The sequence below is a fragment of the Actinomadura sp. 21ATH genome, assembly GCF_041951345.1.
GTDB lineage: Bacteria > Actinomycetota > Actinomycetes > Streptosporangiales > Streptosporangiaceae > Spirillospora.
Genome location: NZ_JBGNUR010000005.1, coordinates 144608 through 158108, shown reverse-complemented (window position 1 = coordinate 158108; position 13501 = coordinate 144608). Strand labels below are relative to the sequence as shown.

General features: G+C 76.8%; 15 protein-coding genes. 8 read left to right on the top strand and 7 right to left on the bottom strand.

Annotated elements, in window-relative coordinates; translation table 11 throughout:
• Positions 1 to 117: 117 nt before the first annotated feature.
• From ACA361_RS17890 to ACA361_RS17870, 5 genes are all read left to right on the top strand, one after another.
• The gene (locus ACA361_RS17890; protein WP_375013131.1) at positions 118 to 705 is read left to right on the top strand and encodes a hypothetical protein; all 588 of its coding nucleotides are present in this window, start codon (positions 118 to 120) and stop codon (positions 703 to 705) included.
• A complete protein-coding gene (locus tag ACA361_RS17885; RefSeq protein ID WP_375013130.1) occupies positions 702 to 1610 on the top strand; it encodes an ABC transporter ATP-binding protein in 909 nt (302 codons plus the stop codon). The genes ACA361_RS17890 and ACA361_RS17885 overlap by 4 nt, the downstream gene beginning before the upstream one ends.
• The gene (locus ACA361_RS17880; protein WP_375013129.1) at positions 1600 to 2406 is read left to right on the top strand and encodes a hypothetical protein; all 807 of its coding nucleotides are present in this window, start codon (positions 1600 to 1602) and stop codon (positions 2404 to 2406) included. Before ACA361_RS17885 ends, ACA361_RS17880 begins: the two co-directional genes overlap by 11 nt.
• A 162-nt stretch (positions 2407 to 2568) precedes the next feature.
• On the top strand, positions 2569 to 3804 hold the full coding sequence (locus tag ACA361_RS17875; protein WP_375013128.1) for an aromatic acid exporter family protein: 1236 nt from the start codon (positions 2569 to 2571) through the stop codon (positions 3802 to 3804).
• Between the two features lie 185 nt (positions 3805 to 3989).
• Positions 3990 to 4865 carry a hypothetical protein gene (locus tag ACA361_RS17870; protein ID WP_375013127.1) on the top strand — a complete coding sequence of 292 codons (876 nt, stop codon included), beginning with the start codon at positions 3990 to 3992 and terminating at the stop codon, positions 4863 to 4865.
• A 36-nt stretch (positions 4866 to 4901) separates the two neighbouring features.
• On the opposite strand, the gene ACA361_RS17865 is transcribed toward ACA361_RS17870, so the two are convergent.
• Positions 4902 to 6245, bottom strand: coding sequence for a sensor histidine kinase (locus ACA361_RS17865; RefSeq protein WP_375013126.1), 1344 nt, complete (start codon positions 6243 to 6245; stop codon positions 4902 to 4904).
• Positions 6246 to 6305: 60 nt separating this feature from the next.
• Here ACA361_RS17865 and ACA361_RS17860 point away from each other — a divergent pair, with 60 nt between their 5' ends.
• Positions 6306 to 6821, top strand: a complete 516-nt coding sequence (locus tag ACA361_RS17860) for a hypothetical protein (RefSeq protein WP_375013125.1) — start codon at positions 6306 to 6308, stop codon at positions 6819 to 6821.
• 15 nt (positions 6822 to 6836) lie between these two features.
• Here the strand turns inward: ACA361_RS17860 and ACA361_RS17855 are convergent, their stop codons facing one another.
• The 5 genes from ACA361_RS17855 to ACA361_RS17835 all read right to left on the bottom strand — a co-directional run bounded on the left by ACA361_RS17855 (position 6837) and on the right by ACA361_RS17835 (position 10609).
• A complete protein-coding gene (locus tag ACA361_RS17855) occupies positions 6837 to 7514 on the bottom strand; it encodes a response regulator transcription factor (RefSeq protein WP_375013124.1) in 678 nt (225 codons plus the stop codon).
• A 59-nt stretch (positions 7515 to 7573) separates the two neighbouring features.
• Positions 7574 to 8197, bottom strand: coding sequence for a DUF305 domain-containing protein (locus ACA361_RS17850; protein ID WP_375013123.1), 624 nt, complete (start codon positions 8195 to 8197; stop codon positions 7574 to 7576).
• Positions 8182 to 8970: a lytic polysaccharide monooxygenase gene (locus ACA361_RS17845; protein WP_375013122.1), complete on the bottom strand. Its 789-nt coding sequence runs from the start codon at positions 8968 to 8970 to the stop codon at positions 8182 to 8184. The genes ACA361_RS17850 and ACA361_RS17845 overlap by 16 nt, the downstream gene beginning before the upstream one ends.
• A gap of 121 nt (positions 8971 to 9091) precedes the next feature.
• Positions 9092 to 9499: an STAS domain-containing protein gene (locus ACA361_RS17840; protein ID WP_375013121.1), complete on the bottom strand. Its 408-nt coding sequence runs from the start codon at positions 9497 to 9499 to the stop codon at positions 9092 to 9094.
• 222 nt (positions 9500 to 9721) lie between these two features.
• Positions 9722 to 10609 (bottom strand): LysR substrate-binding domain-containing protein, encoded by an 888-nt coding sequence (locus tag ACA361_RS17835; protein ID WP_375013120.1) that lies wholly within the window; start codon positions 10607 to 10609, stop codon positions 9722 to 9724.
• A gap of 77 nt (positions 10610 to 10686) precedes the next feature.
• Here ACA361_RS17835 and ACA361_RS17830 point away from each other — a divergent pair, with 77 nt between their 5' ends.
• The gene (locus tag ACA361_RS17830) at positions 10687 to 11397 is read left to right on the top strand and encodes an aspartate/glutamate racemase family protein (protein WP_375013119.1); all 711 of its coding nucleotides are present in this window, start codon (positions 10687 to 10689) and stop codon (positions 11395 to 11397) included.
• Between the two features lie 79 nt (positions 11398 to 11476).
• Complete coding sequence (locus ACA361_RS17825; protein ID WP_375013118.1) at positions 11477 to 13006, top strand: HEAT repeat domain-containing protein; 1530 nt, start codon at positions 11477 to 11479, stop codon at positions 13004 to 13006.
• Between the two features lie 7 nt (positions 13007 to 13013).
• On the opposite strand, the gene ACA361_RS17820 is transcribed toward ACA361_RS17825, so the two are convergent.
• Positions 13014 to 13481, bottom strand: coding sequence for a hypothetical protein (locus ACA361_RS17820; RefSeq protein ID WP_375013117.1), 468 nt, complete (start codon positions 13479 to 13481; stop codon positions 13014 to 13016).
• Positions 13482 to 13501 lie beyond the last annotated feature (20 nt).

The window sequence follows — 13501 nt, the reverse complement described above, 5'->3', positions numbered from 1 at the left end:
GGACGGCGTACCGGAGAAGCCGTCCGGCAGGGGACGGAATCCGCGGCGCGAAGCGGCACCGTCGTCACGTGTGGGGCCGGCTCCCTGACCGGCCCCGGCCAGAAGGGACGTGACGAGATGGCGGTCTACGAGAGGAACCTGGCGCGGAGCACCGGCTCGCGCGCGGCACCGGCGGCGCGGCGGGCCGAGCCCCTGCTCCGCATCGGGCGGAAATGGCGCAAGACGCTCCTCATCGCGCACGTCGTCTCCGCCGGCGCCTGGATCGGGATCGACGTCATGGTGGCGGTCCTGGTCCTCACCGGGCGGTTCGGCACGACGGACGAGGTGCGCGGGCTGGCCTACCAGGCGCTGGCCGCGTTCGTCGTCTGGCCGATGCTGGTGTCGGCGCTCGCCTGCCTGGTCACCGGGGTCGTCCTGGGGCTGGGCACCCGGTGGGGCCTGCTGCGGTACTGGTGGGTCGCCGTCAAGCTCGTGCTGAACGCGGTCCTGTGCGTCCTGATCGTCGTCGCGCTCCAGCCGGGCATGGCCGAGGTCGGCGAGTACGGCCGGACGCTCGGCCCCGGCGTCCCGGAGCCGGCGGGGATCACGAACCTGTTCTTCCCGCCCGCGGTGTCGCTGACGGCGCTGACGTTCGCGACCGTGCTCGCCGTGGCGAAGCCGTGGGGCCGCGTCCGCGGCGGCCGCCGGGGCGGTGGCCCCCGATGACGGCGGCGGTGCGGACGGCCGGGCTGACCAAGCGGTACGGCCCCGTCCTGGCGGTGGACGGCCTGGACCTGGACGTGCGGGCCGGCGAGGTCTACGGGTTCCTCGGCCCCAACGGCGCCGGCAAGACGACGACGCTGCGGATGCTGCTCGGGCTGGTGCGCCCGACGGCGGGCTCGGTCAGCGTCCTCGGCGACACCGGCCGGCGCTGGCCGTCCCCGGCGCTCGGCCGGGTCGGGGCGCTCATCGAGGGACCGGCGTTCTACCCGTTCCTGTCGGGCCGGGAGAACCTGCGCGCGCTGGCGCGGCGGGCGCGGGTCCCGCGCGGCCGGGTGGGGGAGGTGCTGGAGCTGGCCGGCCTCACCGGGCGGGCCGGGGACCGGTACGCCGCGTACTCGCTGGGCATGAAGCAGCGGCTCGGCCTGGCCGCCGCCCTGCTCCGGGATCCCGAGCTGCTGGTCCTCGACGAGCCGACCAACGGGCTCGACCCGGTCGGCATGGCCGACATGCGCCGGACGATCCGCGGGCTCGCCGAGGAGGGCCGCACCGTGCTGCTGAGCAGCCATCTGCTGGGCGAGGTCCGGCAGATCTGCGACCGGGTGGGGATCGTCCACCGCGGCCGGCTGGTCTCGCAGCGGCCGATCGGCGAGCTCGGCGGCGCCGGCCGGCTGAGCGTGCGGGCCGACCCGCCGGACGAGGCGGAGGAGCTGCTGCGCCGGACGTTCGGCGCGGCCGCGGTGCTGCGCGCGGGCGAGGACCTGCACCTGGCCGTCGACGCGGGCATGGCGGCGGCGGTCAACCGCGCGCTCGTCACCGGCGGCGTCGCCGTCAGCGAGCTGCGCTGGCACGTGCCCGATCTCGAAGAGGTCTTCTTCGAGCTGACCGGGGGGAGCCGTGATGTGGTCTGACACCCGGGCGGAGATCGCGGTCCAGAGCCGCCGCACCGCCAACTGGCTGCTCCTCGCCACCGCCATGGCGCTGACGCTGACCTTCGCCTACGTCATCCCGTACGCCGGGTACAGGGGCGGCTCGGCGGAGGAGCGGCTCGCGCCGCTGCTCACCGCGGAGTTCGCCGGGTCGGCCATCGGCGGGATGCCGGCGTTCACGGGGGCGCTCGCGCTCATCTTCGGCGTGCTCGTCGCGGGGAGCGACTACGCGTGGGACGTGTGGAAGACGATCCTCGTCGTGCAGCCGTCCAGGACCCGCGTCCTGCTGGCGAAGGGGGCCACGGTGGCCCTGGGCTGCCTGCTGCTGGCGGTCGCGCTGCTCGCGGTGAGCGCGGCGGCCGGGCTGGCCGTCACGGCCGCCGAGGGCGCCGCCGTCACCTGGCCGGCCGCGCCGGACGCCGCCGCGGGCCTGGCCGCCGCGTGGCTCATCGCGTCCATGTGGGCCGCGCTCGGGATGCTGCTGGCCGTCGCCCTGCGCGCCGTCGCGCTGCCCGTCGGGATCGGGCTGGTGTGGATGCTCGCCGTGCAGAACCTGATCAGCGGGCTGGCCGCGCCGCTGCTGGGCTGGGTGGACGCCCTCCAGGCGTGGCTCCCCGGCGGCGCCGCCGGCTCCCTCGTCGCCTCCATGGGCGCGCGGGAGGACACCCCCGCGGTCGCCGAGCTCACCGGGCCCGTCCACGCGAGCCTGGTCATCGCGGCCTACCTGGCCGCGTTCGGGCTCGCGGCGGGCGTCCTGCTGCGGCGCCGGGACATGTGACCGGCACGCCAAGCGAGGGCAAAGCCATCAGCGGATCCGCGGCCGGTCCGTGGTGCTTCCGGGCCGGCCGTGAATGGAGTGGGACGACGCGGGCACACGAGACCCGTGTTCCTTCGCCGCCGCTCCGAGCCGGAGGGCCGCGCCGACCGATCGCCGCTCCGCGTGACGACGGAGGCGCGGTCCACGGTCTTCCGCATCGCCCGCCTGACGATCACCGCCACGCTGGCGTTCGTGCTCGCCCTCGCGGTGCTGCCCGAGGGCGGGCCGCAGCCGCTGCTGGCGCCGCTGACCGCGCTTCTCGTCGTCCAGTTCTCCGTCTACGGGACGATCAGGGCGGGCATCCTGCGGGTGGCCTCGGTCACCTCGGGCGTGCTGGTGGCGGTGCTGGCCGCGAGCACGATCGGGTTCTCCTGGTGGACGCTCGGCCTGACCATCCTCACCGCCCTGGTCATCGGGCACGTGCTGCGGCTGGGCGAGCACGTGCTGGAGGCGCCGATCTCCGCGATGCTGATCTTCGCGCTGGGCGCGGCCAGCGAGAGCGGCGCGATCGACCGCGTGCTGGAGACGCTGATCGGCGCCGCGACCGGGCTGGCGGCGACGCTGCTGGCGCCGTCCGTGCGGGTGCGGCCTGCGGAGGAGGCCGTCCAGGACATCGCCGAGCGGCTGCGGGCCCTGATCGCGGAGATCGCCGACGGGCTGCGCGGCGAGCCCGCCGCGCACGAGGCGGCCGGCTGGCAGGACAAGGCCGAGGAGCTGGCCCGCGAGATCGGCCGTACCGACCGGGACCTCGGCGCCGCCGAGGAGAGCGTCCGCCTCAACCCCCGGACGCGGGCGCGCCGGCTCATCGACGCCGGGGTCGCGCTGCGCAACGCGATGGAGACGATGGAGCACTTCACGCTGTCGCTGCGCGGCCTGACCCGGTCCCTCGCCGACGACGAGCGGCTGGGGCCGCGCGGCCGGCTGCTGACCGATCCCGCGCTGCGGCGCAACCTCGGCGACGCGCTCGCCGAGATCGCCGCGAGCATCGCCGCGTACGGCCGGCTGGCCCGCTCCGACCTGGCCCGCGACGCCACCCCGTTCCTCGCCGAGCAGGACCTGGAGGTGCACGTCGACGTGGCCCGCGCGCGCCGCGCCCGGCTGGCGCGGAGCCTGCACGAGCGGGCCGCGGCCGGCGACCTGTGGCCGCTGTACGGCGAGGTCTCCATGGACATCGACCGGCTCATCGAGCACCTGCGCGTCGAGCACCGCACCCGGGCCCGGCAGCGCTGGCGGCGGCACCGCGGCGCGTCGCGGCACCTGCCCGAACTGCCGATCAAGGTCGTCCAGCAGGCCAGGTACCAGCTCCGCAAGGCCGCCGAGCGGAACGCCCGCGAATCCGGCGACCCGCGCCGCCAGTGAAGCCCGCCCGCATTCCGATTAAGACCTTTTCACCGTTCCCTTAAGAGTTGAATAAGACGGCTTCTTTAGTGGACGATCCGAGTTTCCGAATGGGCGGGGACAGGTAATGTGCGGTCTCGGTCGCGCGTTCGATTCCGGCGCGGCCATTCCGGTCAGGGGCGGTTTCGGTACGGCGGGGGTTGTGAATGGCGGGGAGGGCCGGCGTCCCGGTCGTACCGGGCGGCCGTTCGCGGGGGCACGGCGGGCGCCGGCGGCGGCCCGGGACGCACCGGCTGGCCGCGCCGCGCCCGGCGCGGGCCGTTCCGGCGCACCGCCGGGGGCCGCGGCCGGCGCGGCGGACGCCCGTCCCGTTCGGGTGGGCGGCCGCCGCGGGCGGCGCGGTCCTGTGCGTGCTGTGGTCGGCGGCCTCGTGGCCCGCGCCCGAGGCGGGAACGGCGGTGGCGGCCGCGCAGCTGGCCGCGCTCGGCGCCGGCTACGGGGCGCTCCTCCTGGTGGTGCTGCTGCTCCGGGTGCCCGCGGCCGAGCGGATGCTGGGGGGCGGCCGCTCCGCCCGGCGCCGGCGGCGGGACCGCTGGTGCCGCGGCGCGGCCGCCTCGACGATCGCGCTCGTACTGCTGCACGCCGTGCCGATGACCGCCGGCCGGCCGGGTGGAACGGTCCGATTCCTGGGCTGGGCGGCGGCCGCCGCGGCGGTCCTCGGGGCGGTGCTGCTGGTCAGGGCGGGGACGGCCGCCGGTCGGGGGCCGGCCGTCCCCGACCGGGTGGCGTGCCTGGTGGCCTGCGCGGGCACGGCCCTGGGCTTCGCGCACCAGCCCGTCGGCTCCGGTGCCGGCGCCCGGACGCTGGCGGCCGCGTGGACGCTGCTGCACGTCCAGGTCCTGATCCTGGTGATCTGGTACCGGCTGCTGCCGCGGGCGACCCGCCCGGCACCGCCGCCCGTCCCCGGCCCGGGGCGGGGGCGGTCGCCCGCGGTCGCCCGGATGCGCTGCTGGGCGACGCTGGTCTGGCTGACGGACGGCGCGCTGGCCGTCACGGCGCTGGCCGTCGCCGCCCTGGCGTGAGATGCGGACCGACGGAACCGGCGCGCCCGCCGCGGATCAGCCGCGGCCGGCGCGGCGCGCGGCCCGCCGCGAGGCCGGCTTGGGAGCGGTGCGCAGCCACAGCTCGATCTGGGCGCCGCCCAGGGGCGAGGTGCCCGCGCGCAGCGACCCGCCGGTCGACTCGGCCAGCCGCCGGGCGATGTCCAGGCCCAGCCCGGTCGACCCCGCGCCGCTGACGCCGCGCCGCAGCGCCTCCTCGACGTCGGCGATGCCGGGGCCCGCGTCGCCGAAGAGCAGCCCGGCGGAATTCCGGCCGCGGTGGACGGCCAGCCGGAACGCGGTCCCGTGCGGGGTGTGCCGGAAGATGTTGCCGAGCAGCGCGTCCACGACGGCGCCCAGCTCGGCCGCCGGGACCGGGACCGGCACCGGCCCGTCGGCGCCGGCGAGCTCCCAGCCGCGGCCCTGGTCCTCGGCCAGCGCCGACCAGAACCGCAGCCGCCCGCGGACGACCTCGGCCGCGTCGCAGCCCGCGGCCGCCGCGCCGGCCGTCCCCTCCGGGCGCCGCGCGGCGGCGATGATGTCGTCGATCGCGGTCTCCAGCCGCTCCAGCGCGTCCCGGCTCTGCTCCAGCCGGCCCGGATCGCCCGGGTGGGCGGCCAGCCCGTCGATGTTGACCCGCAGCGCCGTCAGCGGCGTCCGCAGCCGGTGCGACAGGTCGGCGCCCGCCTCGCGCTCGGCCGCCAGCAGCCCGGCGAGTCGGTCGGCCATGTGGTTGAACGCCTCGCCCGCCGCGCGCAGCTCCGCCGGCCCGTGCGGCTCGACGCGCGCGCCGAGGTCGCCCGCGGCGACGCCGGTGACCGCGTGCACGAGCCGCTCGGTGGCCCGCACGACCCGGGTCGCCAGCCGGTCGGCCATCGCCACCGACACCAGGATCAGCGCGAGCGCCACCAGGGCCAGGATCGACCACGACCTGGCGACGCCCCGGCTCAGCTCCTCGCCCGGCACGTACACCTCGATGACGGCGAGCGTCCCGGCCTCCAGCAGGACCGGCCGCAGCAGCACCGTCCCGCCCGGCGCCGCGACGGTCGAGGTGCGGCCCGACCGGCGCGCCGCGGCGAGATCGGCGGCCGGCGCGTGCGGGGAGCCCAGCGCCTCGCCGGCCGGCAGGTGCAGCGCCATCCGCTCGCCCGCCCCGGCGGGCACCGAGCCGAGCGCCGCGGTGAGCGCCGCCGGGTCGCGCGTCACGGTCAGCACCGGGACGAGCGACGCGGCCTGCCGCTCGGCCGCCGTCACCGCCCGGTCCCGCGCCATCTGGCCGTTCAGCAGCCCCAGCGGCACGACGAACGACAGCGCCACCATCGCCGTGACCGCCGTGGCGATCCGCGCCAGCGCTCCTCGCATGCCCGTCCCGCCCTTCCGTCCGAGAGTGAAAGATATGTGGTCATGGCGATAATGAGGCCCGTGCGGGTACGAACCGGATTTCTCGCGGCCTGGGTCGCCACCACGGCCGCCGGGATCGCGATCAGCTGGGCGGGCGTGGGCGACGCGATGCGCGGCACCGCCCTGGCCACCCCCGAACTCGCCGCCCAGGCGCCGGTCCGGCAGGGCCGGCCGCCGGCGGGCCCCTCGCCCGAGGCCGGCGCGCCCAGCGCGCCCTCCCCGTCGCCGTCCGCGTCCCGTACCGGCACGGGCTCGCCCGCGGCCAGGTCCACCGGCGCGCGGCCCGCGCCCTCGGCCTCGGCGAAGGCGCCGAGCGGGCGGGTGCGCACCTACGTCGTCAAGTCGGGACGGGTGGTGCTGGAGCTGTCCGCCCGCTCGGCGCGGCTGGTGTCGGCGACGCCCGACAGCGGCTTCCAGGCCAAGGTGTGGCGCAGGGACGGCTGGCTGCGCGTCGACCTGACCGACGGCACCCATGGCTCGGCGGTGTTCGCGACCTGGAAGGACCATCCGCCGCTCGTCCAGGTCTACGAGTACTGACGGTCACTCCGGCGGTCACTCCGGCGCCGTCAGCATCACGCCCACGCCCCGCACGGTGTGCAGGTAGCGCGGCGCGGCGGCGCGGTCCCCGAGCTTGCGGCGCAGCCAGGACAGGTGCACGTCGATGGTCTGGTCGTCGCCGTACGGCTGCTGCCACACCTCGGTGAGCAGCTCGCGCCGGGACACCACCCGGCCGGCGTTGCGGGCCAGGAACGCCAGCATGTCGAACTCCTTGCGCGACAGCTGGAGGGGAGTGCCCTCCAGCCGCGCCTGCCGCCGCTCGGCGTCCACCTGCAGCGCCCCCACCACCAGCGGGCCCGGACGGGTGACCGTCCGGGCCCGGCGGAGCACCGCCTCGACGCGCGCGTGCAGGTGGCCGGCCGAGAACGGCTTGACCAGGTAGTCGTCGGCGCCCGAGCGGAGCAGCCGGATGATCTCCTGCTCGCCGTCCCGGGCGGTCGCCACGATCACCGGCACGTCGGACACGGCGCGGAGCATCTTCAGCGCCTCGGCGCCGTCCAGATCGGGCAGCCCCAGGTCGAGGACGACCACGTCGGGCGCGTTCGCCGACACCTCGCGCAGGGCCTCCAGCGCGAGCCCGGCACTGCGTACCGTGTGCCCGAGATCCCGCAGTTCCCGGAGGAGCGCCTGCCGGACGTCGTCGTCGTCCTCCACCAACAGCACCATAGCCACCGTGGGACCATAAACCATTATGAGCTGCCCAAAAACGGAAATCGGCTGCCGGCCACGGCTCAGCCGTTGAGCAGGCCGAGCAGCTGCCGGATCTGGTCGGTCCGCGACTCCTCGACCCGCCCCGCGAACGCCCTGGCGCCGGGATCGCGGCCCTTGCCCTTCTCCGTGCGGGCCATCTTCACCGCGTTGTGCTGATGCGCGACGAAGAGGTTGAGGAACGCGGGCTCGAACGCCGTGCCCTTCGCCGCCTTCAGCGCCCTGATCTCGTCCGCCCCCGTCGCGGGCAGCCCGCCGTGCTCGGCGTGGGCGCCCGGCGCGTGCGGGGCCCGCGTCGGCTTCGACCAGCGCCCGAGCCAGGAGCTCATCGTCCTGACCTCGTCCGACTGCGTCGCCACGACCGCCGCGGCGAGCGTGCGCACCTCGGCCCGGCGGGCCCGGGCGGCGGCGAGCCGCGCCATCTCCACCCCCTGCCGGTGATGGGCGATCATCATCTGGAGGAACATCACGTCGGCGTCGTTGTAGCCGGCCCCCGCCGGGGCGGCGCTCGCCGCGTGCGCCCCGTGCCCGGCGGCCCCGTGGTGCCCGTGGCCGCCGCCGGTGCCGCACCCCGCGAGCAGCAGCGGCACCAGCAGCGCCGGCAGGGCGCGGCGGCCCCCGTACCGGAGCCTCACAGCGGCAGCCACAGGGCCAGGGTGAACGGCGGTTCCCAGCTGCGGATCGTGGTGTGGGCCTGGCGGCAGCGGTACCGGACGCCGTCGTAGGTGACCTCGTCACCGACGCGGTACGTCGCGCCCGCCCTCCACGCCGACCCGGTCGCGGGGGAGGTGGGCCGCGCCGGCGTCGGCCGTCCCGGCGGGCGGGCGGTGGGCGAAGCCGACGCCGTGGGCCGCGCCGACGGGCCGCCCGTCGGGCCGGCCGTGGGCGACGGGGACGTACCGGAGCCGCCGCCGACGTTCAGGTCGACGCAGTTGTAGAACGCCATCGGCGTGTCCCCGATGTTCCACACCGCCAGGACGGTGCGCTTCCCGGGGAACCTGCTGAGGTCGACCTTGTGCGTGACGACCGAGTCCGGCAACCGGTTGCCGTCGTCGAACACGGCCACGCGGGTGCCGCCGACGAAGTACTCCCAGGTGCTCGTGCGGTGCCGCGCGGTGAGCGTCCAGCTGAACGACACCGTGCTCCCGACCGCCTTCGCCGGCCAGTCGCGGCTCTCGTCCGACAGCACGGCGAACTGGCCGAGGTTCGCGTGGCAGTTGCGCAGCCCCTTCGGCCCCTCGACGCTCTGCGGCTCGAACTGGATGGGCCCGCAGTCGGGCACCGCCCCCTGGGCGCACAGCGCCTGCCGGCTCGGCGGCGAGGAGATGTAGCCGTGCGCCGAAGCGGGCCCGGCGGCCACGACCACCGTCGACCCGGCGACCGCGGCGACCGCGAGTGGATAGGCGAATGTCCTGCGCATACCGACCTTCCCGGAAAGGTTCTCGGAACGGCCGCCCGGAATGGAAAGGCGGCCGCTGACTGCGGTCAGGACGGTAACGGCGAATTCCCTAAAGCCGCCTTAACAACCTCAGAAGTGATCGTCAACGTTCCTCGGGGCCGCCGCCGGCGGCCGGGAGGTCCTGCCGGACCTCGAACCGGACGGCCAGCCCGGTCACCCGCAGCACCTCGGCGATCCGCGGCCCCGGCCGCAGCAGCACCAGCCGCCCGCCGGCCGTGCCGACCCGCTTCCAGGCCCGGATCAGCGCGTTGAGACCGGAGGAGTCGAAGAACTCCACGCCCGACAGGTCCACCGCCACCAGCGGCGGGACGTGCAGCCGGACCACCTGCGAGACGTGCTCGTCCAGGCCCGGCGCGCTGGCGAGGTCCAGTTCCCCGCGCACGCTCACCACCGCCCAGCCCTCACGCCAGGCCACGCCGAAGAACGCGGGACCGACCGCCTCGCCCGCGGGCCGGGTGCCGCGCTCGAACGGACCCGCCGCCCTCCCCATCGTCCATCGCCTCCAGCCGCACGATCCACACACGATCCGCCTGGCCGGACCCTCGCACCGGCATACCCGGTGCCCGCGGGCGCGACCCCTGATGCCGGCCCCTTCCGCATGAGAAGCGGCGCGCCGTGCCGGCGCCTCGACTCCCTGACCGGCCGGGGCGCCGAGCGTCAGGTCAAGGTAGCGCCTCCCGGGGGAAGATCGCGCGGGCCGTGGCGACGAGCCCTACCCGCGGGCGTGCTCGCCGAGGACGCGGAGCGCCTGCCGTACGGCGGGGATCTGGGCGGCCTCGGGATGGTGGAGGACGTGCACCGTCCGCGGCCGGGCCTGGACGGCCTCGGCGACCACGACCTCCGGGTGGGTGTAGGCGTCCAGCGCGAGCCGGGGCAGCAGCCCCATGCCGAGGCCGCGCGCGATCAGCGCCTGGGTGACGACGTAGTCGTCGGTGCCGTGCCGCACGTCCGGCGCGAACCCGGCCGCCTCGCACGTCCGCCGCAGGTTCTCGGTGCAGTGCTCGCACCCGGCGATCCACTTCTCGCCCGCCAGCGACCGCAGGTCGACGGGCCGGCCGGCGGGCGCGCGGGAGGCGGGCAGCACCAGCCGCAGCGGGTCGTCGGCGAGCCGGACGCCGGTCAGCCCCGGCTCGTCCGGCGGCGCCTGCCCCGCGTGCGCGAAGACCACCGCGACGTCCACCTCGCCCGTCCTGAGCAGGGCGAGCGCGTCCGCGGGCTCGGCCTCGCGCAGCCGCACGTCGATGCCGGGATGGCGGTCGGCCAGGACGCTCATGGCGGCGGGCACGATGGTGGCGCTGGCGGAGGGGAAGGCGGCCAGCCGGACGGTGCCGCTGCGCAGGTCGGCGAGCGCGCCGAGGTCGTCGGCGGCGGCCTGCAGCCGGGCGGCGATGGCGTCGGCGTGGCGCAGCAGGGCCGTGCCGGCCTCGGTGAGCAGGACGCCGCGCGGGCGCCGCAGGACGAGCGGTGTCCCGGCCTGCCGCTCCAGCAGCCGCAGGTGCTGGCTGACGGCGGGCTGGGTCCAGCCGAGCGCGCGCGCCGCGCCCGCGATCGACCCGGCCCTGGCCACCTGCTGGAACACCAGCAGCCGATGAGCGTCCATGGGTATAAGTATGTCTTGGGTCAGAGCCAAGAAATACAGGACTTCCTAGGGGCATCGCGGCGCGGCACGATGGCGGCATGACAGCGACCATCGGCCTGATCGGCGGCATGGCCTGGGATTCGTCCGCCGAGTACTACCGGCTCCTCAACACCGGGAGCAGGCGCCGCCTCGGCGGCCATCGCACGGTACGGAGCATCCTGCTGACCGAGGACTTCGCCGCGATCGAGGCGCTCCAGCGCGCCGGCGACTGGGACAGGGCCGGCGAGGTGCTCGCCGCGCACGCCAGGACCCTCCAGGACGCGGGCGCCGGCCTGGTCCTGCTGTGCACCAACACCATGCACCGGGTGGCCGGCGCGATCGAGGCGGCGCTCGACGTCCCGTTCGTCCACCTCGTCGACGCCACCGCCGAGGCCGCCGCCGCGGCCGGGACGACCACGGTGGGCCTGCTGGGCTCCCGCTTCACCATGGAGATGGACTTCTACCGGGACCGGATGCGCCGCCACGGCGTGCGCGTCCTGGTGCCCGACGAGCCCGGCCGGACCACGGTGGACGACATCATCTACCGGGAGCTCACCCAGGGGATCGTCACCGACGCCTCCCGCCGGGCGTACATCGACGTCATCGCGGGCCTGGCGGACCGGGGCGCCGAGGCCGTCGTCCTGGGATGCACCGAGATCACCCTGCTCATCGGCCCGGACGACAGCCCGCTGCCGGTGCTCGACTCCACCCGGATCCACGTCGAGCGCGCGCTCGACCTGGCCCTCGACCCCGCGAAGGCGCCCGCCTGACCCGGACGGCCGCCGGAGATGGCAACCGGCGGCCCGCCTTGATCGTCTTCTCGGGGGGACCGATTGCGGGGGAGTGGTCATGATCGCCGGACACCAGGTCGCGTTCTTCCTGCGGGAGCTCGGCTCCCCCGACCCGGGGCGCCGCGCCGCCGCGGCCAAGGGCCTGGGCCGCGTCCCCGGGCACGCCGCCGAACTGGCCGCCCTCACCGCCGACCCCGCGCCGCGGGTGCGCGCGGCGGCCGCCCAGGGACTCGGCCGGCAGGGCGGCGCGGCACCGGTCGAGCCGCTGCTGGCGCTGTGCCGCGACCCCGACGCCGAGGTGCGGCGGCGCGCGGTCAACGCGCTGGACCGGCTCGGCGCCACCGGCCCCGCGGTGACGGCCGCCCTCGTCCGGCTGGCCGGGGACACCGCCCTCCGCAACCGGCCGGCCGTGCTCGGCCGGCTGCTGCGGCTGGCGGCGCCCGTCCCGGCCGGCGCGCTGGTGCCGCTGCTCGCCGACCCCGACCCGGTGATCTGGTCGCCGGCCGGATCGCTGCTGCGGCTGCTGCCCGAGGCCGACGCCGTGCTGGCCGGCCTGGCCCGCACCGCCGGGGGCGAGGTGCGGCGGCGGGCGCTGCACCTGCTGGCCCGGCCGCAGGCAGGCGTTCCCGGCATGGGCACCCCGGACGCCGGTTCAGGGGCGTACGAGGCGGCCTGGCGCCGGCTGTGGGAGCCCGTGCCGGAGGTGGCGGACGCGCTGCTGGCCGCCGTCGAGGCGGAGCACGACCCGGAGGCGCGGAGCGTCCTGCTCCGCGCGCTGGCGGCGCACCGCGTGCCCGCGGCGGTGGCGCCGGCGGCCGCCTGGCTGGCCGACCCGCGGTGCGGGCCCGCCGCGGCGGCGGCGCTGGCCGGGGCCGGCACGGCCGAGGCCGCCGGCCTGCTGCGGCGGTTCGCCACGGGCCCGGCGGCCGCCGGCCTGCGCGCCGCGGCCGTCCGCGAGCTGGGCGCCGCGGGCGGCCTGGCGGAGGCCGGGCTGCTGCTGCGGCTGCTCGACGATCCGGCCGAGCCGGTGCGCCTGGGCGCCGTCGCCGGGCTCGGCGCCTTCTTCCGCCGGTTCGACGGCGGCCCGATCGAGCGGCTGGAGCGGTGGCGGGCCGGCCGCGTCCCCGGCGTGCCCGTCCCGCCGCCCTCGGACGACCCCGCGGTACGCGACGCCGCGCGCCGCACGGCCGGGCTCCTGGCGGGCATGCTCGCCGCCGATCCGGAGCACGCCGGCGCCTACCACGACGCGCTGTGGCACGTACCGGAGGTGCGCCCGCTGCTCCCGGCGCTGCTGGAGGACCCCGACGGGCGGGTGCGCTCCACCGCGCTCCATCTCGCCGAGCGGTTCGGGGAGATGGACTTCGCCGGGCGGCTGCGGCGGCTGGACGACGCCGACGCGGGCGTCCGCCAGGGCGCGGCGCTCGCCTTCCTGCTGCTGGCGGAGGAGCGGGGGCTGGCGCCGGACGAGCGGGACGCGCTGCGCCCGCACCTCGGCCGCGCCCTGGAGGACACCGACCACTACGTCCGCACGTTCGCGTCCAGGACGCTGGCTCGCCTGGACGGGGAGCCCGCCGGGCAGCGGCCCTGACGGCGCGTCAGGAGCCGCCGGCGGGCGCGCGGTGCGGTTCGAGGGCGCGCATGTAGTCGACCATGCGCACGCCGATCTCGAACGCGACGTCGCCGCCGTCCAGATCGGGGTCGAGCCACACCTCGGAGATCCGCCGCCAGGGCGCGGGCCCGATGAACGGGCCGGCGACCGCGTCCGCGCCGAGTTCCGGGCGCCAGCGCGGCTCGGCGGCGCCCAGCCGCGCGAGCACCGCGTCGTTGTCGCTCTCGGCGCGGTGCTCGGCGTGGAAGCCGATCTCCAGCGCCCGGGTACGGGCGGCGGGGACGATGTCCGCGCCGATGACCTGGGCCTCGTAGTGCTCGCGCTGCGGCTCGGCGTCGCCGAACCACGCCTTCACCCCGTTCCGGCGCACCCGCAGGTGCAGCGGCCCCAGAGCGGCCGGCGCCGATCCCCTGACCACCTCGCCGACCTGCTCGAACAGCTCCCACTCCGCCATGGGCGCCCACCTCCCCCGAA

Bases quoted from the DNA above. Each gene is read 5' to 3' on its own strand.
- ACA361_RS17890 (WP_375013131.1), top strand. From the start codon at position 118: ATGGCGGTCTACGAGAGGAACCTGGCGCGGAGCACCGGCTCGCGCGCG.
- ACA361_RS17885 (WP_375013130.1), top strand. From the start codon at position 702: ATGACGGCGGCGGTGCGGACGGCCGGGCTGACCAAGCGGTACGGCCCC.
- ACA361_RS17880 (WP_375013129.1), top strand. From the start codon at position 1,600: ATGTGGTCTGACACCCGGGCGGAGATCGCGGTCCAGAGCCGCCGCACC.
- ACA361_RS17870 (WP_375013127.1), top strand. From the start codon at position 3,990: ATGGCGGGGAGGGCCGGCGTCCCGGTCGTACCGGGCGGCCGTTCGCGG.
- ACA361_RS17865 (WP_375013126.1), bottom strand. From the start codon at position 6,245: ATGCGAGGAGCGCTGGCGCGGATCGCCACGGCGGTCACGGCGATGGTG.
- ACA361_RS17845 (WP_375013122.1), bottom strand. From the start codon at position 8,970: ATGCGCAGGACATTCGCCTATCCACTCGCGGTCGCCGCGGTCGCCGGG.
- ACA361_RS17840 (WP_375013121.1), bottom strand. From the start codon at position 9,499: ATGGGGAGGGCGGCGGGTCCGTTCGAGCGCGGCACCCGGCCCGCGGGC.
- ACA361_RS17835 (WP_375013120.1), bottom strand. From the start codon at position 10,609: ATGGACGCTCATCGGCTGCTGGTGTTCCAGCAGGTGGCCAGGGCCGGG.
- ACA361_RS17830 (WP_375013119.1), top strand. From the start codon at position 10,687: ATGACAGCGACCATCGGCCTGATCGGCGGCATGGCCTGGGATTCGTCC.
- ACA361_RS17825 (WP_375013118.1), top strand. From the start codon at position 11,477: ATGATCGCCGGACACCAGGTCGCGTTCTTCCTGCGGGAGCTCGGCTCC.
- ACA361_RS17820 (WP_375013117.1), bottom strand. From the start codon at position 13,481: ATGGCGGAGTGGGAGCTGTTCGAGCAGGTCGGCGAGGTGGTCAGGGGA.